Annotated in this window: 20 protein-coding genes and 1 tRNA gene; 11 read left to right on the top strand and 10 right to left on the bottom strand. The window is 71.7% G+C overall.

What is annotated here, in order from left to right:
* Positions 1-22 precede the first annotated feature (22 nt).
* Entirely contained in the window at positions 23-211 is a 189-nt protein-coding gene (locus IF54_RS0129750; RefSeq protein ID WP_007380901.1) for a DUF5703 family protein, read from the top strand.
* Between the two features lie 61 nt (positions 212-272).
* Here the strand turns inward: IF54_RS0129750 and IF54_RS44090 are convergent, their stop codons facing one another.
* The 3 genes from IF54_RS44090 to IF54_RS0129735 form a co-directional block, all read right to left on the bottom strand.
* On the bottom strand, positions 273-1,160 hold the full coding sequence (locus IF54_RS44090) for a chaplin (RefSeq protein ID WP_030324278.1): 888 nt from the start codon (positions 1,158-1,160) through the stop codon (positions 273-275).
* A gap of 148 nt (positions 1,161-1,308) precedes the next feature.
* Positions 1,309-1,542 carry a chaplin ChpH gene (gene chpH, locus IF54_RS0129740; RefSeq protein ID WP_030324275.1) on the bottom strand — a complete coding sequence of 78 codons (234 nt, stop codon included), beginning with the start codon at positions 1,540-1,542 and terminating at the stop codon, positions 1,309-1,311.
* A gap of 168 nt (positions 1,543-1,710) precedes the next feature.
* Positions 1,711-3,036 carry a M20/M25/M40 family metallo-hydrolase gene (locus tag IF54_RS0129735; RefSeq protein WP_030324273.1) on the bottom strand — a complete coding sequence of 442 codons (1,326 nt, stop codon included), beginning with the start codon at positions 3,034-3,036 and terminating at the stop codon, positions 1,711-1,713.
* A 198-nt stretch (positions 3,037-3,234) separates the two neighbouring features.
* Between IF54_RS0129735 and IF54_RS0129730 the strand changes: the two genes are divergently transcribed.
* The 4 genes from IF54_RS0129730 (at position 3,235) to IF54_RS0129715 (ending at position 9,301) form a co-directional block, all read left to right on the top strand.
* A tRNA-Leu gene (locus tag IF54_RS0129730) sits at positions 3,235-3,322 on the top strand.
* A gap of 272 nt (positions 3,323-3,594) precedes the next feature.
* A complete protein-coding gene (locus IF54_RS0129725; protein WP_030324270.1) occupies positions 3,595-7,458 on the top strand; it encodes a Pls/PosA family non-ribosomal peptide synthetase in 3,864 nt (1,287 codons plus the stop codon).
* Between the two features lie 77 nt (positions 7,459-7,535).
* Positions 7,536-8,912 (top strand): M1 family metallopeptidase, encoded by a 1,377-nt coding sequence (locus IF54_RS0129720; RefSeq protein ID WP_030324267.1) that lies wholly within the window; start codon positions 7,536-7,538, stop codon positions 8,910-8,912.
* The gene (locus IF54_RS0129715) at positions 8,909-9,301 is read left to right on the top strand and encodes a YchJ family protein (RefSeq protein ID WP_030324265.1); all 393 of its coding nucleotides are present in this window, start codon (positions 8,909-8,911) and stop codon (positions 9,299-9,301) included. Before IF54_RS0129720 ends, IF54_RS0129715 begins: the two co-directional genes overlap by 4 nt.
* A gap of 13 nt (positions 9,302-9,314) precedes the next feature.
* Here IF54_RS0129715 and IF54_RS0129710 read toward each other — a convergent pair whose 3' ends face one another.
* Positions 9,315-10,016 (bottom strand): FadR/GntR family transcriptional regulator, encoded by a 702-nt coding sequence (locus IF54_RS0129710; RefSeq protein WP_030324262.1) that lies wholly within the window; start codon positions 10,014-10,016, stop codon positions 9,315-9,317.
* Between the two features lie 142 nt (positions 10,017-10,158).
* Here IF54_RS0129710 and IF54_RS0129705 point away from each other — a divergent pair, with 142 nt between their 5' ends.
* Together IF54_RS0129705 and IF54_RS0129700 are read left to right on the top strand one after the other, a co-directional pair.
* The gene (locus IF54_RS0129705) at positions 10,159-10,665 is read left to right on the top strand and encodes a gluconokinase (RefSeq protein WP_030324259.1); all 507 of its coding nucleotides are present in this window, start codon (positions 10,159-10,161) and stop codon (positions 10,663-10,665) included.
* A gap of 162 nt (positions 10,666-10,827) precedes the next feature.
* Positions 10,828-12,225, top strand: a complete 1,398-nt coding sequence (locus tag IF54_RS0129700; protein WP_030324257.1) for a GntP family permease — start codon at positions 10,828-10,830, stop codon at positions 12,223-12,225.
* 80 nt (positions 12,226-12,305) lie between these two features.
* Here the strand turns inward: IF54_RS0129700 and IF54_RS0129695 are convergent, their stop codons facing one another.
* From IF54_RS0129695 to IF54_RS0129680, 4 genes are all read right to left on the bottom strand, one after another.
* On the bottom strand, positions 12,306-12,926 hold the full coding sequence (locus IF54_RS0129695; protein WP_030324255.1) for a cytochrome b/b6 domain-containing protein: 621 nt from the start codon (positions 12,924-12,926) through the stop codon (positions 12,306-12,308).
* The gene (locus IF54_RS0129690) at positions 12,910-13,638 is read right to left on the bottom strand and encodes a molybdopterin-dependent oxidoreductase (protein ID WP_030324252.1); all 729 of its coding nucleotides are present in this window, start codon (positions 13,636-13,638) and stop codon (positions 12,910-12,912) included. The genes IF54_RS0129695 and IF54_RS0129690 overlap by 17 nt, the downstream gene beginning before the upstream one ends.
* A gap of 158 nt (positions 13,639-13,796) precedes the next feature.
* On the bottom strand, positions 13,797-15,329 hold the full coding sequence (locus IF54_RS0129685; protein WP_030324251.1) for an APC family permease: 1,533 nt from the start codon (positions 15,327-15,329) through the stop codon (positions 13,797-13,799).
* Between the two features lie 29 nt (positions 15,330-15,358).
* On the bottom strand, positions 15,359-16,303 hold the full coding sequence (locus IF54_RS0129680) for a hypothetical protein (protein ID WP_030324250.1): 945 nt from the start codon (positions 16,301-16,303) through the stop codon (positions 15,359-15,361).
* A 519-nt stretch (positions 16,304-16,822) separates the two neighbouring features.
* Here IF54_RS0129680 and IF54_RS0129675 point away from each other — a divergent pair.
* Together IF54_RS0129675 and IF54_RS0129670 are read left to right on the top strand one after the other, a co-directional pair.
* A complete protein-coding gene (locus IF54_RS0129675) occupies positions 16,823-17,716 on the top strand; it encodes a DMT family transporter (RefSeq protein WP_030324249.1) in 894 nt (297 codons plus the stop codon).
* A gap of 96 nt (positions 17,717-17,812) precedes the next feature.
* Positions 17,813-18,328, top strand: a complete 516-nt coding sequence (locus tag IF54_RS0129670) for an NUDIX domain-containing protein (protein ID WP_030324247.1) — start codon at positions 17,813-17,815, stop codon at positions 18,326-18,328.
* Here the strand turns inward: IF54_RS0129670 and IF54_RS0129665 are convergent.
* Both IF54_RS0129665 and IF54_RS0129660 read right to left on the bottom strand, forming a co-directional pair.
* Positions 18,303-19,397 (bottom strand): sensor histidine kinase, encoded by a 1,095-nt coding sequence (locus IF54_RS0129665; protein WP_030324244.1) that lies wholly within the window; start codon positions 19,395-19,397, stop codon positions 18,303-18,305. The two genes, IF54_RS0129670 and IF54_RS0129665, sit on opposite strands and share 26 nt — an antisense overlap.
* 10 nt (positions 19,398-19,407) lie before the next feature.
* Positions 19,408-20,223 (bottom strand): response regulator transcription factor, encoded by an 816-nt coding sequence (locus IF54_RS0129660; RefSeq protein WP_234439096.1) that lies wholly within the window; start codon positions 20,221-20,223, stop codon positions 19,408-19,410.
* Between the two features lie 126 nt (positions 20,224-20,349).
* On the opposite strand from IF54_RS0129660, the gene IF54_RS0129655 reads away from it, so the two are divergent.
* Together IF54_RS0129655 and IF54_RS0129650 are read left to right on the top strand one after the other, a co-directional pair.
* Complete coding sequence (locus tag IF54_RS0129655; protein WP_030324239.1) at positions 20,350-20,742, top strand: YidH family protein; 393 nt, start codon at positions 20,350-20,352, stop codon at positions 20,740-20,742.
* Positions 20,739-21,062 carry a DUF202 domain-containing protein gene (locus IF54_RS0129650; protein WP_030324238.1) on the top strand — a complete coding sequence of 108 codons (324 nt, stop codon included), beginning with the start codon at positions 20,739-20,741 and terminating at the stop codon, positions 21,060-21,062. The genes IF54_RS0129655 and IF54_RS0129650 overlap by 4 nt, the downstream gene beginning before the upstream one ends.
* Positions 21,063-21,301 lie beyond the last annotated feature (239 nt).

Here is a 21,301-nt window from a genome sequence, read left to right as displayed (position 1 = left end):
CCCGGCCCGCACAATAGATGCGATGCCGGAATACGAATTTGTCGACGTGTACGTACCGCGCGGGGTCTCCCGCAAGGACGCCACACGCCTGCTGACGGACCATGCCGAGTACGGACACTGGGAGTTGGACCGACTGAGCCTCATGCGCGACGGCAGCCGCAGGGTGCGGTTGCGCCGGCGGATCATCCGCCAGGTGCGGGCCACGTGGTGAGACAGCACGAACGGAGCGTGCCCCGCCGAGGCGGGGCCCGCTCCGTTTCACGTGGTGCGCCTTACGCCGAGGCCCGTGCCTTGCGGTAGAGCACCGCGCCCGCCAGGAGCGCGCCCGCTCCGACCGGGACGGCCAGACCGATCGGCAGGTCGTTGCCGGTCCGGGCGAGCTGGGCGCTGCCCAGGGGCTGGGTCACCGTCTGGGTGCCGGGGTGGTTGCCGTGGACGCCCGGAGCTCCGGGGGTGTGCGGAGTGCCCGGGGTCCCGGGCGGACCGGGCACCACGGGGCTTCCCGGGTGGCCGGGGCTGCCCGGCTGTTGAGGCGATCCGGGCGGCGTCTGGGAGCCGCCGGGCGGGGTGTGGTGCCCACCGGAGCCGTTTCCGCAGTCGTTGCCCATGGCGGGGTTGCCGATGCCGATGACGTCGACACTGTTCCCGCAGACGTTCACGGGGGCGTCGATCGGCACCTCGACGTGGTTGCCGGAGCCCACGCCGGGCGAGCCACCGGTGTGCCCGCCGGCGTGCGAGCCGCCGTGGTCCCAGTGACCTCCGTGACCGCCGTGACCGCCGTGGCCCGCCGAGCCCCCATGACCGCCGTGGCCCGCCGAGCCCCCGGATCCGCCGTGGCCTCCGTGACCGCCCGAGTCGCCGTAGCCGCCCGAGTCGCCGTAACCGCCGGGCGCCCCGTGGCCGCTGCCGCTGTTTCCGCCCTTGTTGGCGCAGCTGTTGCCCATCGCGGGGTTGAGTACCCCGACGACGTCCACGGTGTTGCCGCAGGCGTTCACCGGCGCGTGCACCGGCGCGGACACCGTGTTGCCCGACAGTACGCCGGGTGAGTTCGTGCTCGATCCGCTCGCGCCCGCGTCCGCATGGGCGGCGCCTCCCGCGGCGGCGATCACGCCGGTCGCGGCCGCCACTGTCATCAGGCCCTTACGGGTGACTTGTCGCATGTACTGATTCCTGCCTTCGACCTTGTCGCGAAATACCGCTTTCACGCGGTTCTTTTCTTTTCGGAAAGGCCGGTCGGCCCCGGAGCGCATGGCGTGCACTCCGGGGCCGACGGGCTCAGCCCTGTCTAACTGAGGGCGAGGCACAACGTCACGAGTTGATGCACGTGTTGCCGAAGGCGGGGTTCAGCAGACCGATCACGGAAACCGTGTTGCCGCAGACGTTCACCGGCACGTGCACGGGAACCTGGACGACGTTGCCGGACAGCACGCCGGGGGAGCCCACGGCGGCACCCTGCGCACCCGCATCGGCGACGGCAAGGCCCGCGCCCGCCAGAACCAGGCCACCAGTGGCAGCCGCAGCGGCGACGACCTTCTTGATCATTATTCCTCCTTGTTGGCAATGCGATCCCAAGCAGCGGATCGCATCACCTGTAACGAGGAGGAGCAATTGGGGATACGAGCTTATGAGCGCATTCACCCTTCCCGGGCGATCTCGCACGAGCGGGCGAATCAACGCGTCAACATACCGATGGCCGCGCCCGCTCCCCCGTCAGCTCGCGTCGATAAAGCGGTCGAGCACCCGCACACCGAACTTCAGACCGTCCACCGGCACCCGCTCGTCCACGCCGTGGAACATGCCGGCGAAGTCCAGCTCCGGCGGCAGCTTGAGGGGGGCGAAGCCGAAGCCGCGGATGCCGAGCTCGTCGAAGGACTTGGCGTCGGTGCCGCCGGAGAGCATGTAGGGGATCGCCTTGGCGGCCGGGTCCTCGGCGACCAGCGCGGACTGCATGGCGTCCACGAGCGCGCCGTCGAAGGTGGTCTCCACGGCCTTGTCGGAGTGCACGTCCTCGCGCTTGACCTTGGGGCCGAGGATCTTGTCGAGGTCGGCGAGGAACTCCTCCTCGAAGCCGGGCAGGAAGCGCCCGTCGACGTGCGCGGTGGCCTCGCCCGGGATGACGTTGACCTTGTAGCCGGCGCCGAGCTGGGTCGGGTTGGCGGTGTTGCTGAGGGTCGCGCCGATGAGCTTGGCGATACCGCCGAGCCGGGCGAGGGTGCCCTCCATGTCCTCGGGGTCCAGCTCGGTGCCGAGCGCGTCGCCGAGCTCGTCCAGGAAGGCGCGGGTGGTCTTGGTGACGCGGACCGGGAACTTGTGCCGGCCGAGCCGGGCGACCGCCTCGGACAGCTCGGTGATGGCGTTGTCCCGGTGGATCATCGAGCCGTGCCCGGCGGTGCCGGCCACGGTCAGCTTCATCCAGTGCATGCCCTTCTCGGCCGTCTGGATCAGGTAGAGCCGGCGCTGCTCGTTCACGGTGAAGGAGAAACCGCCGACCTCGCTGATCGCCTCGGTGACGCCCTCGAAGAGCTCGGGGTGGTGGTCGACGAGGTGCCGGGCGCCGAAGGTGCCGCCGGCCTCCTCGTCGGCGAGGAACGCGAGGACGATGTCCCGGGGCGGCCTGCGCCCACTGCGCAGCCGGTCACGGACCACCGCGAGGGTCATCGCGTCCATGTCCTTCATGTCGACGGCGCCCCGCCCCCAGACGCACCCGTCCGCGACCTCGCCGGAGAAGGGGTCGTGGGTCCAGTCCTGGGCGTTGGCGGGTACGACGTCCAGGTGGCCGTGGATCAGCAGCGCGGGCCGGGACGGGTCCTCGCCGGCGATCCGGGCCACGGTGGAGGCGCGTCCCGGGTGCGACTCGTAGATCTGCGGGTCGAGCCCCACCTCGGCGAGCTTCTCCGCGACCCATTCGGCCGCCTTGCGCTCCCCCGGCCCCGAGTGGTCGCCGTAGTTGCTGGTGTCGAAGCGGATCAGGTCGCGGCAGAGGTCCACGACCTCGTCCTCGCCGGTGACGTCCCTGGCCGTGTCCGTGTCGCTCACGCTGTTCCTCCCGCTGTCACTGCTGGTGGTTCCCCTCATCCTGCCTCCGCGACCCGGCCCGCCCCAAGACGGGTCCCGGCCCGTCACACGCCGTTCACGGGAGGTCCGGGCGGCCGTCGGGGGGTGATCGGGGCCCCTCGAAAGCCTGGTAATGTTTCCTTCGTCGCCGCGGGGAGGACCCCGCACGACAGACACCTTGTCCGGGTGGCGGAATGGCAGACGCGCTAGCTTGAGGTGCTAGTGCCCTTTATCGGGCGTGGGGGTTCAAGTCCCCCCTCGGACACCAGGCACGACGCCGACCGATTCATCGGTCGGCGTCGTCTGCGTTTCACGCACCGTGTGTGCGATCTCTCGTCGGAGTGAAGACCCGCAGGTCAAAGCATCGCCGACGATCTCTTTCAGTCCCCGAACAGCCCACCGGAATGGCCGATCAAGCCGCACGGACCTAGCTTCGTACTAAAATTTCCGGCTTGTTACGAGCTGGACCCGGACAACCCCAGGCAGACCTGCGGGCCCGCCAGCGCCCCGGAGGCCTCCGGGATCGAGACGCGAGGACCGATGGCAGCCATTCACGAGAGCAGCGCTCTCGGCCTGCTCAACGAAGAGTTCAGCGCAGAGATCCGCGACCAGTTCGGCGACACCGCCCGTTTCTCCGGGGGGCACGCCGCCTCACCCCGCACGCTCGTCGACGTGCTCGACGCGTCCGTGCGGTCCTACCCCGACGAGCTCGCCCTCGACGACGGCACGACCCGGCTCACCTACCGGGCGCTGGCCGTCGAGGTGGAGCGGCTGCGCCGCAGGCTCGCCTCTGCCGGGGTCGGCCTCGGCGACCGGGTGGGCGTCCGGGTGCCGTCCGGCAGCAACGACCTGTACGTCGCGATCCTGGCCGTGCTCGCCGCCGGCGCCGCCTACGTCCCCGTAGACGCCGAGGACCCCGACGAGCGGGCCGAGCTGGTGTTCGGGGAGGCCGAGGTGCGGGCCGTGGTCGGCGCCGGGCACGAGCTGACCGTGCACGGACGCGCCGAGGCCCCCGCGGCCCGGCCCGGCATCGACAACGACGCGTGGATCATCTTCACCTCCGGCTCCACCGGCAAGCCCAAGGGCGTCGCCGTCTCGCACCGCAGCGCGGCGGCCTTCGTGGACGCCGAGGCCAACCTGTTCCTGACCGACGACCCCATCGGCCCCGGCGACCGCGTCATGGCGGGTCTGTCGGTCGCCTTCGACGCCTCCTGCGAGGAGATGTGGCTGGCGTGGCGGTACGGGGCATGTCTGGTGCCGGTGCCGCGGGCGCAGGTAAGGAGCGGAGCCGACCTCGGACCCTGGCTGGTCGAGCAGGAGATCACGGTCGTGTCGACCGTGCCGACGCTCGCCGCGCTGTGGGAGCCCGAGACCCTCAACGACGTCCGGCTGCTGATCTTCGGCGGTGAGGCCTGTCCGCCCGAGCTGGTGCAGCGGCTGGTCACCGAGGGGCGCGAGGTGTGGAACACCTACGGTCCGACGGAGGCGACCGTGGTGGCCTGCGCCTCGCTCATGTCCGGTGCGGAGCCCATCCGGATCGGGCTGCCGCTGGACGGCTGGGAGCTGGCCGTGGTGGACGAGGCCGGGGAGCCCGTGCCGATGGGCGCGAGCGGGCAGCTGGTGATCGGCGGGGTCGGGCTGGCCCGGTACCTGGATGCCGAGAAGGACGCGGAGAAGTACGCGCCGCTGAAGTCCCTGGGCTGGGAGCGGGCGTACCGCAGCGGTGACCTGGTGAAGGCGGAGCCCGAGGGGCTGGTCTTCCTCGGGCGGGCCGACGAGCAGATCAAGCTCGGCGGCCGGCGGATCGAGCTCGGCGAGGTCGACGCGGCCCTCCAGGCCCTGCCCGGGGTCGCGGGAGCGGCCGCCGCCGTGCGCACCGCCCGCAGCGGCAACCAGCTCCTGGTCGGGTACGTCGTCACGCAGGACGGCTGGGACCACGCGGCCGCGGTCGCGAAGCTGCGGGCCGAACTTCCCGCCGCCCTGGTGCCGTTGCTGGCCCCGGTCGAGGACCTGCCGACCCGGACCTCCGGCAAGGTGGACCGCAACGCGCTGCCCTGGCCGCTGGAGGGGCTCGAAGGCGCCGTGAAGACGGAGGAGTTGTACGGCACCGAGGCCTGGCTCGCCGAGCAGTGGGCGGAAGTGCTCGGCATGCCGGTCTCCAGTGCCCGTGACGACTTCTTCGCGATCGGCGGATCCAGTCTGGCCGCCGCCCAGTTGACCACCCGGCTGCGCACCCGTTACCCGAGCGCGGCCGTCCTCGACATCTACCAGCAGCCCACGCTGCGGAAGTTGGCCCGGCACCTGGAGGAGTCCGCGCAGGACGACAGCGCGGCGCGGGTGATCGCGCCGGTGCCGCTGCGCGCCAAGGCGATTCAACTCCTCGTTCTGCTGCCCCTGTTCACCCTGATGGGGCTGCGCTGGATGGTGCCGCTGGCCGCGCTCGGCCATGTCCTGCCGTACTCCTGGCTGCCGAACGTCTCCTGGTGGCTCGTGGGAGCCGGGGCCCTGCTGCTGTTCAGTCCGCCCGGGCGGCTCGCTCTGGCGGCGGGCGGGGCGCGGCTGCTGCTGCGCGGTGTGCAGCCCGGCCGTCACCCGCGCGGTGGCAGCGTCCATCTGCGGCTGTGGACGGCCGAGCGGCTCGCCGAGTTCACCGGTGCGACCTCGCTGACCGGCTCCTGGCTGGAGCGGTACGCGCGGGCCCTGGGCGCCAGGATCGGTCCGGACGTGGACCTGCACTCGCTGCCGCCGGTGACCGGCATGCTCAAGCTGGGCCGGGGTGCGGCGGTGGAGTCCGAGGTGGACCTGTCCGGCTGGTGGCTGGACGGCGACCGGCTGGAGATCGGCCAGGTCAAGGTGGGTGCGCACGCGGTCGTCGGGACCCGCAGCATGCTCTTCCCGGGCGCCCGGGTCGGCAAGCGGGCCGAGGTGGCACCGGGTTCGGCGGTCACCGGGCAGATCCCGACCGGGCAGCGCTGGGCGGGCGCGCCCGCGGTCAAGCTCGGCAAGGCCAAGCGGAACTGGCCGAAGGAACGGCCGGTGCGGGGCACGTGGTGGCGGGCGATGTACGGCGTCACGGGCTTCGCGCTCAGTGCCCTGCCGGTGCTCGCCGGAGGAGCGGCCCTCCTCGTGGCCCACGCCATCGTCATGCCGGAGTTCACGGCCAGCGGTGTGGCGCTCGCGCTGGTCCCGGCCACGCTCGCCTTCGGGCTCGCCTACGCGCTGCTGCTCCTGGTCGCCGTACGGCTGCTGAGCCTGGGGCTGCGCGAGGGGACGTATCCGACGCACAGCCGCATCGGGTGGCAGGCGTGGACCGTGACCCAGCTGATGGACCGCTCGCGCGAGACGCTGTTCCCGCTGTACGCGGGTCTGGTCACCCCGGTGTGGCTGCGGCTGCTCGGGATGCGGATCGGGCGCGGTGCCGAGGTGTCGACCGTGCTGGCGCTGCCGAGCCTGACGACGGTCGGCGAGGGCGCGTTCCTGGCCGACGACACGCTGACCGCGCCGTACGAGCTCGGTGGCGGCTGGGTGCGGATAGGGCGTGCGGAGATCGGGCGGCGGGCCTTCCTCGGGAACTCCGGGATGACCGCGCCCGGGCGGACCGTGCCGGACGGCGGTCTGGTGGGTGTGCTGTCGGCGACGCCGAAGAAGGCCAAGAAGGGCACGTCGTATCTGGGTCTGCCGCCGGTGAAGCTGCCGCGCAGCACGGCCGACAGCGACCAGAGCCGGACGTACGAGCCCTCGGCGGGGCTGCTGTGGGCGCGTGGTCTGGTGGAGCTGTGCCGGATCGTGCCGGTGTTCTGCTCGGCGGGGCTCGCGGTGCTGACGATCGCCGCGCTGTGCGTGCTGGGGCCGTGGGCCTGGCTGCTGGCCGGGGTGGTGCTGCTGGCCGCAGGTGCGGTGGCGGGGCTCGTGTCGGTGATCGCGAAGTGGCTGCTGGTGGGGCGGCACCGGAGCGGGGAGCACCCGCTGTGGAGCGGCTTCGTGTGGCGCAACGAGCTCGCGGACACCTTCGTAGAGGTGCTGGCGGTGCCGTGGCTGGCGGGTTCGGTGCCCGGTACGCCGCTGATGACGGCGTGGCTGCGGGGCCTCGGTGCGAAGATCGGCAAGGGCGTCTGGGTGGAGAGCTACTGGCTGCCGGAGACCGACCTGGTGACGCTGGAGGACGCGGCGACGGTCAACAGGGGCTGTGTGCTCCAGACCCACCTCTTCCACGACCGGATCTTGCGGACGGATACTGTTGTTCTCCGTGAGGGCGCCACGCTGGGCCCTGGCGGGATCGTGCTGCCCGGCAGCACGGTCGGGGCCCGCACCACGCTGGGTCCCGCGTCGCTCGTCATGGCCGCGGAGTCCGTCCCGGACGACACCCGCTGGCTCGGCAACCCGATCGAGGCATGGCGTCCCTGAACGCGGGCCACCCGGAGTCGGTGAGCGGTGTACCGGCGGATCCGAGTGGCGACGCGGCGCAGGGAGCGGAAGCGGCAGTGGCAGTTCAGCAGGCGGCGGGTTCGGACCCGTACTTCCCGGACCACGGTGACGCCCGGTACCGGGTGCACCGGTACGAGCTCGCGCTGGACTACCGCCCCGCCCCGAACCGGCTGGCCGCGAGCGCCCGGATCAACGCCATAGCGGGGCGTTCGCCGCTCTCCGAGTTCATGCTCAACCTGTCCGGCTTCAAGATCGGCCGGGTGCGGGTGGACGGGCGGCAGGCGCACTACACGCATCGCGGCGGCAAGCTGCGGATCCGGCCCGCGAAGCCGGTGCGCCCCGGGGCCGCGTTCACGGTCGAGGTGCACTGGTCGGGCAATCCCAAGCCGGTGAACAGCCCGTGGGGCGGGCTCGGCTGGGAGGAGCTGGAGGACGGGGCGCTGGTGGCGAGCCAGCCGATCGGGGCGCCCTCGTGGTACCCGTGCAACGACCGGCCCGCGGACAAGGCGTCGTACCAGATCTCGGTCACCACGCCGTCGGCCTACGCGGTGGTGGCGGGCGGGCGGCTGCTGACCCGTACGACCAAGGCGTCCACGACGACCTGGGTGTACGAGCAGGCCGCGCCCACGTCGAGCTATCTCGTCGGGCTGGCGATCGGCAAGTACCAGACGGTGCTGCTCGGCGACCCGGGCCCCGGCGGGGTACCGCAGCACGGGCACATCCCGGCGCATCTGCTGCCGGAGTTCTCGCGGGACTTCGCGCGGCAGCCCCAGATGATGGACCTGTTCCAGGAGCTGTTCGGGCCCTACCCCTTCGACGAGTACGCGGTCCTCGTCACCGAGGAGGAGCTCGATGTGCCCGTCGAGGCACAGGGGTTGTCGCTGTTCGGCGCCAACCATGTGGACGGGGCCCGGGGTTCGGAGCGGCTGGTCGCGCACGAGCTGGCCCACCAGTGGTTCGGCAACAGCGTGTCGATCGCCGACTGGCGGCACATCTGGCTGAACGAGGGGTTCGCCAAGTACGCCGAGTGGCTGTGGTCCGAGCGCTCCGGGGGCCGTACGGCCCAGCAACTCGCCGCCGCCGCGCACCGGTTGCTGTCCTCGCTCCCCCAGGACCTGCGCCTCGCGGACCCCGGCCGCAAGTCGATGTTCGACGACCGGCTCTACGAGCGCGGCGGGCTCACCGTGCACGCGATCCGCTGTGCGCTGGGCGACGAGGCGTTCTTCCGGATGCTGCGCGGCTGGGCCGGGCTGCACAAGGGCGGGGCCGTGACCACCGCGACCCTCGCGGCCCATGTGAACCGGTACGCGGACGAGTCGCTGGACGGTCTGTTCCGGGCCTGGGTGCACGGCGGGGCGCTGCCCGCGCTGCCGACGCTGGGTCCGGCACGGCCGGCGCACCCGCCGACCAACTCCGGGACGGTGCAGCCGTGAGCCGCCGGTCCCCGCGGCAGCGGCCCGGCTGTCCCTGCGGTCGTCAGGAGCCGTACGACGCCTGCTGCGGCCGTTTCCACCGGGGCGAGGCCGCCGCGCCGACGGCCGAGACGCTGATGCGTTCGCGGTACAGCGCCTTCGTGAAGCTGGAGCGGGACTACCTGCTGCGCACCTGGCACCCCCGGACCCGTCCCGGTGCGCTGGAGCTCGACCCGGCCATGCGCTGGACGGGACTCGAGATCCTGGACACGACCGACGGTTCGGCCTTCCACACCACCGCCACGGTGACCTTCCGCGCCTCGTTCCGGGGCGGCTCCCTGCACGAGCGCAGCCGCTTCGAGCGGACCGAGGGTGCGTGGGTGTACGTGGACGGCGACATCCTGGACTGACGGCTTTCCTCGACTAGGGCGCGAGGATGTCCAGTTCGTGGAGCGCGCCCTCCGCGATCTCGCGGGTCAGTGCCTCGGCGTGGCCCGCGTCGCCCGCGCGGATCGCCTCGGCGAGCCGGACATGCAGGGTGACGGCGGCAGGGTCGGGGTCCTCGAACATGACCTCGTGCCGGGTGCGGCCGGTGAGGACCTCGGCGACGACGTCCCCGAGGCGGGCGAACATCTCGTTGCCGGACGCGTTGAGGATCACGCGGTGGAAGGCGATGTCGTGGAAGAGGTAGCCCTCCAGGCGGTGGCCCTTGGAGTTGGCGACCATGCCGAGCGCGCACTCGGTGAGTTCGGCGCACTGCTCGGCGGTCGCGTGCTTGGCGGCCAGGCCGGCCGCCACCGGCTCGATCGCCGAGCGCAGCACGGTCAGTGAGCGCAGCTGGTGGGGGCGGTCGGCGCCGGCCAGCCGCCAGCGGATGACCTGCGGGTCGTAGACGTTCCACTCGGCCTTCGGGCGGACCGTGACGCCCACCCGGCGGCGGGACTCGACCAGGTGCATCGACTCCAGGACCCGGACCGCCTCCCGCATCACCGAGCGTGAGACGTCGAAACGCTGGGCCAGTTCGTCGGTGCGCAGAACGCTGCCCGGCGGGTACTCGCCCGCGGTGATCGCGGGGCCGAGGGTGTCCAGAACCCGGCCGTGCAGCCCCCGGCCCGATGTGCTCATGCACTCAGAGTACGGGGCGCGTCACGCCGAGAAAAAGTCAGACTTATTTGGTTCGGACTCTTGAATAGTCCTACCTAATCGGCTTCAGTGGCGTCGGCATCAGATGCCGGGGACGGCAGCGGACGAGGACAGCGAGGCAGTGATGAGTACCCCGAAGGTCGTCGTGGTCATGGGCGTCGCGGGCACCGGGAAGACCACCATCGGTCCCCTGCTCGCCGCCCGGCTCGGCGTTCCCTACGCCGAGGGCGACGACTTCCACCCGCCCGCCAACATCGCCAAGATGTCGGCCGGCACCCCGCTCACCGACGACGACCGGTGGCCCTGGCTGGACGCCATCGGCTCCTGGGCGCACGGACGGGCGGGGCTCGGCGGGGTGGTCAGCTGCTCGGCGCTGAAGCGGTCGTACCGCGACCGGCTGCGGGCCGAGGCGCCCGGGGTCGTCTTCGTGCACCTGGCGGGCGACCGGGCCCTCATCGAGGACCGGATGTCGCACCGGCAGGGGCACTTCATGCCCACCGCGCTGCTGGACTCGCAGTTCGCCACGCTCCAGCCCCTCCAGGAGGACGAGGCCGGGGTCGCGGTGGACGTGTCCGGCAGCCCGGAGGAGATCACCGCGCGGGCCGCGAAAGCGCTCGCCGAACTGCCGTAACAGCCTCTTCCGGAGGACATCCGCGCCCCGGTAACAGCCTCTTCCGGAGGGCATCCGCACCCCGGTAACAGCCTCTTCCGGAGGACATCCGCGCCCCCTTCCGAAGAGAACGCCCGCACCACCCCTTCCGAAGAACACCCCCGTACCTGCAAGGGAACCCCCGTGACCAGACTCAGCGTCGAGATGCTGGCAGCGGACGCACCGGAGCCGATCACCTCGGCCGGGCACGCTCAGCTGGGCATCGCCGTCCTGGCGGGCATCGCCGTCATCGTGCTGCTCATCACCAAGTTCAAGCTCCACGCCTTCCTGTCGCTGACCCTCGGCACGCTCGTGCTCGGCGCGGTGGCCGGAGCGCCCCTCGACAAGGCCATCGCCAGCTTCACCACCGGCCTCGGCACCACGGTCGCCGGTGTCGGCGTGCTGATCGCCCTCGGCGCGATCCTCGGCAAGATGCTCGCCGACTCGGGCGGGGCCGACCAGATCGTCGACACGATCCTGGAGAAGGCGGGCGGCCGTTCGATGCCGTGGGCGATGGTTCTCATCGCCTCCGTGATCGGTCTGCCGCTGTTCTTCGAGGTCGGCGTGGTGCTGCTGATCCCGGTGGTGCTGATGGTCGCCAAGCGCGGCAACTACTCGCTCATGCGCATCGGCATCCCGGCCCTCGCGGGTCTGTCCGTGATGCACGGTCTGGTGCCGCCGCACCCGGGCCCGCTGGTCGCGATCGACGCGGTGGGCGCCAACCTCGGTGTCACGCTCGCGCTCGGTGTCCTGGTCGCCATACCGACGGTGATCATCGCGGGGCCGTTGTTCTCGCGGTACGCGGCCCGCTGGGTGGACGTGCCGGCGCCGGACCGGATGATCCCGCAGCGTGCCTCCGAGGAGCTGGAGAGGCGCCCGGGCTTCGGCCCGACGCTCGCCACGATCCTGCTCCCGGTCGTGCTGATGCTGTCCAAGGCCCTGGTCGACATCGTGATCGACGACCCGGAGAACCTCACCCAGCGCGTCTTCGACGTGATCGGCTCCCCGCTGATCGCCCTGCTGGCCTCGGTCCTGGTGGGCATCTTCACGCTGCTGCGCCCGGCCGGCTTCGGCAAGGAACGGCTCTCGCCGCTCGTCGAGAGGGGCCTCGCGCCCATCGCCGGCATCCTGCTGATCGTCGGCGCGGGCGGTGGCTTCAAGCAGACCCTGATCGACTGCGGGGTGGGTCAGATGGTCCTGGACATCTCCAAGGACTGGTCGATCCCGGCCCTGCTGCTGGCCTGGCTGATCGCGGTGGCGATCCGGCTCGCGACGGGTTCGGCGACGGTGGCCACGATCTCCGCGGCCGGCCTGGTCGCGCCGCTCGCGGAAGGCATGTCGACCGGGGAGACGGCCCTGCTGGTCCTCGCCATCGGGGCCGGCTCGCTCTTCTTCAGCCATGTCAACGACGCCGGGTTCTGGCTGGTCAAGGAGTACTTCGGCCTGGACGTCCCGCAGACCCTCAAGACCTGGTCGATCATGGAGACGATCATCTCGGTGGTCGCGGGCGGCCTGGTGCTGCTGCTGTCCCTGGTCATCTAGGGGTCCGGCCACCCTGGTCATCCAGGGGCACGACCACCCCGGTCATCCAGGGGTACGACCCCTGCGGCGCCCCCTGTCGGCTACGGCCGCCACAGGGGGTGTTCGCGTTCCGCCCACTCCTGGCTCACCTCGCCCGTCCTGAGGCCTCTCCGCGCCTCCGGGTCGCCCAGGGCCATCCCGATGTGGCCCGCGAGGACGATGCCGATCGTCAGGGCGAGCCAGTCGTGGACGAACGTCGCGCTGGTGCGCCACTGGATCGGGGTGAGGTGGGTGAACCACATCAGCAGGCCCGTGCCGAGCATGACGAGGGTCGCGCCGGCGATCCAGGCGGCGTAGACCTTCTGGCCCGCGTTGAACTTGCCCGCGGGGCGCGAGGCCCGGCGTTTGTCGCGGTGCAGGGCGGCGCGCAGCCAGACCCGGTCGTGCGGGCCGAAGCGGTTCAGGAAGCCCAGGTCGGCGCGGAAGGCACGGGAGGCCAGGCCCAGGAGGACCGGTACGGGCAGGGCCAGGCCCGCCCACTCGTGGACGCGCACCACCAGCTCGCGGCGGCCGACGAGTTCGGCGAACTGCGGGATGTAGAGACAGGCCGCCGTGGCCACACAGACGCCCATCAGTGCGGCCGTCGTGCGGTGCACCCACTTCTGGGAGCGGCCGAAGCGCCGGATCCGGGCCCGGGGCGGGGCGTCAACTCGTAGGTTCATCGTCCCGCCCGTTCGACTTGCCGACCCAGGCGTCCACGTCGTAGCCCCGGTCCTCCCAGTAGCCCGGCTCGACGTCCTCGGTGACGGTGATGCCGGAGAGCCACTTGGCAGACTTGTAGAAGTACATGGGGGCCACGTAGAGGCGGACCGGGCCGCCGTGGGAGTGGCCGATGTCCTTGTCCTGCATGCGCAGGGCGACCAGGACGTCGGGGCGGCGGGCCTGCTCCAGGGTGAGGCTCTCGGTGTACGCCCCGTCGAAGCAGCTGAAGCGGACGGCTCCGGCCCTGGCGGTCACTCCGGCGGCGTCCAGCAGCGCGGAGAGCCTGACTCCCTCGAACGGGGTGTCCGGGACCCGCCAGCCCGTCACGCACTGCACGTCCTTGACCAGCCGCGTCTGGGGCAGGGCCCGCAGGTCGGCCAGGGTGTAGGAGCGAGGGCGGGAGACCAGGCCGTCGATCTTGAGCCGGTAGTCCGTGGCGTCCTTGTGCGGCACGGACGAGGTCACCGAGTAGTAGCGGAATCCGCCTCCGTTGGGGAGCAGTCCGGTCAGGCCCGTGGGGTCCTTGTCGGCGGCGCTGCCGAGGAAGGCCTCCAGGCCGCGTTGCAGGGAGGGCGCGGCGACCACGCCGAGGGCGCCCAGGCCGAGGGTTCCGAGGAGGACGCGGCGGCCGATCGGCGTACCGGACCGCTCCTCGGGTTGTTCGGAGTTCACGTATCCATTCGAACACCCGCGACCCCGGCGGGACCAGGAATCGCGGGTGCTCGTCAGACTTCCGTAACGACTTCTCACGCCGTTCTCAGAGTGCTACGGCGTCTCCTCGGCGCCGCTCTCAGAGTGCGACGGCGTTTCCTCGGCGCCGTCCTGGAGTGCTACGGCGTCTCCTCGGCGGCCTTCTCCAGCTGGAACGCCTCGTTGCCGAGGCCGATCCGCGCGTGCGCCTCGGGCCTGCGGGCCCGCATGACCAGGCCCTGCGCCAGGCCCACCAGCACGGCGAGGCCGATGATGCCGGGCAGCACCCAGCTCAGCGAGGAGTCCGGGCCCGCGCCGACGAGGACGTCGAAGTCCTTCACCGTGTAGACCGCGATCACCAGCAGGGCGATCCCCGCGAGGGCCGAGGTGATCAGCCGCCAGGCCTGGGCGCCCGCCGCACCCCGCCGGACGAAGAAGACGACCACGGAGGCGGAGGCCGCCGCCATCAGCAGGATCACGCCGAGGGAGCCGATGTTGCCGAACCAGGTGAACAGGTGCAGGACCGGCTCGGTCGGGTCGCCCGTGGGCTTGTCGTCGGCGATGGCGAAGACCGCGATGACCACGACGGAGACGGCGGTCTGGAGGAGCGAGCCGGTGCCGGGCGCGCCGCTCGCGCTGTTCGTGCGGCCGAAGGCGGCGGGCAGCAGGCCCTCACGGCCCATGGCGAAGGCGTACCGGGCGACGACGTTGTGGAAACTGAGCAGGGCCGCGAACATGCCGGTCACGAAGAGGAAGTGCAGCACGTCGGTGAAGGTGGCGCCGAGGCGGTCCTCGGTGAGCCCGAAGAGCAGTCCCGCGCTCTGCTTCTGGGCCTCGCCGACGATGGCCGAGGGACCGGTGGCGACGGTGAGGGCCCAGCTGCTGAGCGCGAAGAACACGGCGACGCCGCTGACGGCGAGGAACATCACGCGCGGGACGAGCACGTGCGGGCGGCTGGTCTCCTCGGCGTAGACGGGTGCCTGCTCGAAGCCGGTGAAGGCGGCGATGCAGAAGCACAGGGCGGTGCCGATGCCGGCGCCGGAGAGGGTGTCCGGGTTGAAGGCGTGCAGGGACAGGCCCTGGGCGGCCGGGTCGGAGACGGCGGCGATGTCGAAGATGACGACCAGGGCGACCTCGATGATCAGCAGGACGCCGAGCACGCGCGCGTTGACGTCGATCTTCAGCCAGCCGAGCGTGCCGACGACCAGGGCGGCGACCAGGGCCGGGATCCACCAGGCCACGGACAGGTCGGCGTAGGTGGCGAACAGTCCGGAGACCTCGAAGCCGAAGATGCCGTAGATGCCGACCTGGAGGGCGTTGTAGGCGACCAGGGCGACGAGGGCCGCGCTCGCGCCCGCGGTGCCGCCGAGGCCGCGGGAGATGTAGGCGTAGAAGGCACCCGCGTTGTGGACGTGCCGGCTCATCTCCGCGTAGCCGACGCTGAACAGGACGAGGACGACGCCGAGGACGACGAAGAGCAGGGGCTGGCCGACGATCCCCATCACCGCGAATGTGGTGGGCATGACACCCGCGACGACCATGAGGGGCGCGGTCGCCGCGAGGACGGAGAGCAGCAGGCCCCCCGTGCCGAGGCGGCCGGCCCGCAGCGCGCGGTCCTCCCCCTTGAACGTACTGATGCCTGGTCTGCTCTTGCTGGAACTCTCGGTGGTCATGGGACCGTCCTTCTGGGGTCTGGGGGGTGCTACACCGTGCCGAGCGCGCTGTCGCGTGCCGTACGGAAGGCGGAGTACGGATCCCGGTCCGGATAGGACCAGGGGGCCGGGGTGGGGCGTTCGCCGATGCGGTGGAAGAGGGCGGCGGCCTCGGCGCCGCGGCCCTCGCAGACCTTCGCGTGGGCGAGGAAGTTCAGGTCGACCAGGCGGCGGGGGTGGCCCTCGTGCTCCCACTCCAGCCACCAGTCGAAGGCAGACTTCATCACCTGGCGGGCCCGGCGGCCGGTCCAGTGGCCGGAGGCGGTGGGATCTCCCGGCTCGTGCCCCGCTGCGGCCAGGGCGCGGTAGCGCTCGGCGTGCGCGATGACCGGCAGGATCGCGAGCGGGGAGTCGGCGGGGGCCTGCTCGGCGGCCCAGTTGGCGAAGTCGTACACCTCGTGCAGCGGGTCGGGACCGGCCTCGGAGCGGCGCTCGGCCAGCCGCGCCACCATGAGGTGGTGGGCGTGGTGGTGGTCGGCGTGGCGCTGTCTGATCTCGCCGAAGACGTCGGACATCACGTCGGCCGCGCCGAGGTCGCGCTCCAGCAGGAGCAGGCCCAGCCAGGGGGTCGGGTCGGCGGGCGCGCGCAGGGCCGCGGTCCGGCAGGCCTCACGCGCGGCCTCGGGCTTGCCCTTGCCCTGCCGCACGCGCTGGACCAGGGCCAGAGCGAGGAGTACGGCGGCGTCCGGGGCGTCCGGTTCAGCCACCAGCCAGTCGCGGGCCCAGGCCTCGCTGGACGGCTCCGCGGCGAGCACCGTCACACGGTGGCCGCGCCGGTCCCAGTCGTCGCCGGTGCGGGTGAGGAGCGTCCGGACCGCCTGCCATCTGCCCTGCGCCAACGCGGCGCGTGCGTCGACGAGTTCGGCGTCGTCGAGGGCCGCGTCGAAAGCCTGGGCGGCGCGTTTGCGGCTGCGGCCGAAGGGGGGCGGGGACACCGTGTGAGCTTTCCTCACGGAACGTGGCGAATGTGCACAGGGGCGCCCGGCCCGGTGCGGGCGGGCCGACAACCGATGCGGGCAGATCGACGGGTGATTCGCACCGCCATCGATCGATCACGCACAGCCAACCCCTCACCCATGGTTCGAGTCAAGAGCAGACGGCGTGTTACACGCGTCAACTCTCCACACCTGAGGGGAAGTTGTGGTGAATTGATGCTGGTGGGGCCCGGTCAAGGCCCTATGGTTGTGGCGTACGCCATGGCGCGGCCTTCCGCCGCCCCGCACCATGACGGGAACCCCCGCCGCCGAGACGGGCGCGAGGTCCGGGTCGACGGCGTCGATGCCGGTCCTGTCGGTCATCGCGTCGATGGCGTCGATGGCGTCGATGGCGTCGACGGCAGAGTCGACGGTCCGAATGCGGGTACTCCCAGGGGCAAGCCGGGCACTGGGACGCTACAGTCGGCGACTACCACCCCCACTCCGCCGCCGCCCGGCCGGATGATCGAGGTAGACAGCGTGTCGGTTCTGGTTCTGACTCTCGCGGTGAGTGCGGCCTGTTGCCTGGGCTTCGGGTTCGTGCTCCAGCAGAACGCGGCCCGTCAGGCACCGCTGAGCGACTTCCTCTCACCCCGGCTGCTGCTCGACCTGGTCAAGGTGCCGCGGTGGCTCGGCGGCATCGGCCTGATGGTGGCGGGCATGGTGCTGGGCGCGATCGCGCTGGGCCAGGGCGAGGTCTCGCTGGTCGAGCCCCTGCTCGCCACGAACCTGCTCTTCGCCCTCGCCCTGTCCCGCCGACAGACGAAGCAGCCGCTGGGGCGCCAGGGCTGGGCGGGCCTGGCCCTCCTCGCGGGCGGGGTGAGCGCGTTCATCGTGGCGGGCGAGCCGCGCGGGGGCAGCGCGGTCACCGATCCCCTCCGGCACTGGCTGATCATCGGCGCGATGATCGGCCTCGCCCTGCTGCTCACCACGTACGCCAAGCGCTCCCGGCTGAGCGCGGGCCCGGTGCTGCTCGCCCTGGCGGCAGGCCTCCTCTACGGCGTCCAGGACGCGCTGACCCGGGTCAGCGGCCAGCGCTTCACCGAGGGCGGCCTCGCCGAGCTGCTGACCGGCTGGCAGCCGTACGCCGTGCTGGCCCTCGGGGTCACCGGGCTGGTCCTGGTGCAGAGCGCGTTCGAGACGGCCCCGCTGCGGATGTCGCTCCCCGCACTGACCGCGGCCCAGCCGCTCGCCGGGATCGTCTGCGGCGTGGGTTTCCTGGGCGACCGCCTGCGCACCGACACGGGAGCGCTGACCTGGGAGGCGGTGGGCCTCGCGGCGATCGTCACGGGCATCGTCCTGCTGGGCATGCACCCGGCGATGCCGTGCGGAGCCGACAGCTCGGAACCGAGGCGGGATCTTCAGCCGAGCTGAGCGTTCCGGGGCGTCGGTCGCGCGTGGGTTCGCGTGCGTGGCGCCTGGTTGAGTCCTGGCCCCCGATTGAATCGTGGCCCCTGGTTGGATGGGGTCATGAGTTCTGCTGACGAGATCCTCGACATCGTCGACGAGAACGACAACGTCGTCTCCCAATCACCCCGAGGGGCGGCTTACGCCGAGGGACTGCGGCACCGCTGTGTGTTCGTCCAGGCCAGGGACGCCGAGGGACGGCTGTTCGTGCATCGCCGCACGGACACCAAGCTGGTCTTCCCCTCGCTCCACGACATGTTCGTGGGCGGAGTCGTCGGCGCGGGCGAGTCCTACGACGAAGCGGCGCTGCGCGAGGCGGAGGAGGAGCTCGGCGTGAGCGGGCTGCCCCGGCCGGAGTTCCTCTTCAAGTTCCTCTACGACGACGGCGCCGGCCGCACCTGGTGGTCCGCGGTCTACGAGGTCCGCTGCGAGCTCCCGGTCAGCCCCCAGGTGGAGGAGGTCGCCTGGCACGACTTCCTGACCGAGGACGAGGTGGAGCTCCGGCTGCGTGACTGGGAGTGGGTGCCCGACGGACTGGCGGCCTACGAACGGCTCAAGGCGTACCGCTCGATGGGCTGACCGCCGGAAGCTCCACCGTGACGCGGAGCCCGCCGCCCTCACGCGGCGCGAGGTCGAGGGTGCCGTCGTGCGCGTGGGTGATGGTCCTGGCGATGGCGAGTCCGAGGCCGACGCCCGCGTGGTCGGTGTGCGCGCGCTCCGTGCCCCGCTGGAACGGTTCGGCGAAGGTGGCGGCCCGCTCCGGGGTGAGCCTGTCGCCGGTGTTCTCGACCGTGAGCACCACCGTCCCCGGGCGGACGCCGGTCGTGACCCGCACCGCGCCCCCGTCGGGCAGGTTGTGGACGATCGCGTTGTGCACGAGGTTCGTGGTGAGTTGCAGCAGCAGCGCGGGTGATCCGCCGGTGGCGGCGGCGTCCCCGCCGGTCTCGACCCCGACACCGTGCTTCTCCGCGAGTGGGAGGAGCGTCTCGGTGGCCTCCTCCGCGAGCAGGGACAGGTCGACCGGCTCCCGGGTGAAGGAGCGCTGGTTGGCGCGGCTGAGCAGGAGCAACGCCTCCGTGAGGTCGATCGCCCGGGCGTTGACGGAGTGCAGGCGTTCGATGACCTCGCCGGTGTCGGCGTGCGGGTCGGCGCGGGCCACGTCGAGCAGGGCCTTCGAAATGGCCAGCGGGGTGCGCAACTCGTGCGATGCGTTGGCCGCGAACCTCTGCTGCTCGGCGACGTGCGCCTCCAGCCGGGCGAGCATCGCGTCAAAGGCGTCGGCGAGTTCACGGAACTCGTCCCTGCGGCCCGGCAGCAGGACCCGGTGGGAGAGCGATCCGTGGGTGGCCGAGCGGGTGGCTTCCGTGATGCGGGTCAGCGGGGCGAGCATCCGGCCGGCGAGGATCCACCCGCCCACCAGACCGAACACCAGCAGGAACGCCAGCACGGCGGCCGCCCTCGGCGCGAACACCTCCAGGAGGGCGGACCGGATGGGGAAGACCCCCGCGGGCCGGTCGTCGGGGTTGTAGAGCATCCCGCGGTCGGGGACGTACCGCAGCAGGAACAGCCAGACAGCGGCGAGCAGCAGGACACCGGCGACCATGAGGAACCCGGCATAGCTGAGGGTGAGTTTCAGGCGGACGCTCACCCCGGGCCGCCTATCCACGGCCCGCTCCCGCGTCTCCGGCGCCCGGCTGCGGGTCGGTGCGGCAGCCGACGCCGGGCTGCGGTTCGATGCGGTGGCCCACGCCGGGCTGCGGTTCGATGCGGTGGCCCACGCCGGGCTCCGGGTCGATGCGGTGGCCCACGCCGGGCTCCGGGTCGATGCGGTAGCCGACGCCTGGCACGGTGGCGATGATCCACGGTTCGCCGAGCCGTTTGCGCAGGGCCGAGACGGTGATGCGGACGGCGTTGGTGAACGGGTCTGCGTTCTCGTCCCACGCCCGCTCCAGCAGCTCCTCGGCGCTGACGACACCGCCCTCGGCGGCGACGAGGACCTCCAGCACGGCGAACTGCTTCCTGGTCAGCGCGACGAAGCGGCCGTCCCGGAAGACCTCCCGGCGGAACGGGTCGAGGCGCAGCCCGGCGATCTCCCGCACCGGTGGCCTGCTGTAGGCACGTCTGCGGTCGAGCGCCCTGAGCCGGAGCGCGAGTTCCCGCAGTTCGAAGGGTTTCGTGAGGTAGTCGTCGGCGCCCAGTTCGAACCCGGAGGCCTTGTCGTCGAGGCGGTCGGCGGCGGTGAGCATGAGGATCGGCATCCCGCTGCCGGAGGCGACGATGCGTTTGGCGATCTCGTCACCTGAGGGTCCGGGGATGTCACGGTCGAGGACGGCGATGTCGTAGGTGTTGACGTCCAGCAGCTCCAGCGCGGTGTCGCCGTCGCCCGCGACGTCGGCGGCGATCGCCTCCAGGCGCAGGCCGTCGCGGATGGCCTCGGCCAGATAGGGCTCGTCCTCGACAATCAGCACACGCATGGTCCCGATGCTACGAACCGGCACGTATCGGCGGCATATCGAAAACCGCGCAGCGCTGCGCCGGGCGCGGCCGGTGAACACCGGGCGGCGGCGTCCTCCCGCGGCCGTGCGGATAGGCTCGTGCGCGTGATCGATTTCGCACGGAACGTCCGCGTCTGGTTCGCCCCCGAGGAGGTACGGCAGGAGGGCCGTACCCCTGACTACCGGTTCTCCCTCGCCAACGAACGCACCTTCCTGGCGTGGCTGCGGACCGCGCTCGCCCTGATCGGCGGCGGCTTCGCCGTGGACCAGTTCCTGCCGGACCTGCGCTGGGGCTGGCGGGTCGGGCTGGCGCTGGCGCTGCTCGCGGCGGGGGTGCTGTGCTCGCTGCGGGCGGTCAACCACTGGGTGCGGTGCGAGCGGGCGATGCGGCGGGGTGAGGATCTGCCGGCGTCCCGGTTCCCCACGTTGCTGAGTCTCGTGGTCGCGGTGGTGGCCGTGGCCATGGTCGTCGTCGTGTTCCTCGGGTGGGAGGGGTGAGCGAGCGCGCCGCCGGGGAGCGCGACCCGGGGCTCCAGCCCGAACGCACCCGGCTCGCCTGGCGCCGTACGACCCTCTCGGGCACCGTCTGTGCCGTCCTCGCCGTGAAGACGGCGCTGCACGGCGGACCGTCCCCCGCGGGCCTGATCGCCTGCGCCCTGTGCTGCACGTTTTGGCTGACCTTCCTCTACGCCGCCCACCGCCGCATCCACTCTTTGGCGTCCCCCACCCTCCCGACCCCCCTCACCCCACGCCACGCCACGGCAGCGGCGTTGTGCACGGTCGCGTTGGCGGCTTGCGGGGCGGCGTTGGTGCTGTGAGGGGGTGACGGGGGGTGCATGCGGGGTTGTCGGCGCTCCCGGCGAGGCCTTCAGGCGCGTGGCGCGGAGTCACATGGGCGAGTGCCATAAGGCCAGCCGATCCGGACTCCCGCCCCGGCCCCACTCCAGCCCCTCGACACAGGCCCCCGCACTCCCCCAGGGGCGCGGGGAACTGCGCGACCTGTCTCTTATACACATCTCCGAGCCCACGAGACTAAGGCGAATCTCGTATGCCGTCT

Origin of the sequence: Streptomyces sp. NRRL B-3229, assembly GCF_000719505.1 — a bacterium.
In the GTDB taxonomy this organism is placed as follows: Bacteria; Actinomycetota; Actinomycetes; order Streptomycetales; family Streptomycetaceae; genus Streptomyces; species Streptomyces griseorubiginosus.
The sequence above is the reverse complement of the archived record's forward strand: the minus strand, read 5'-3'. Positions and strand labels throughout refer to the sequence as shown.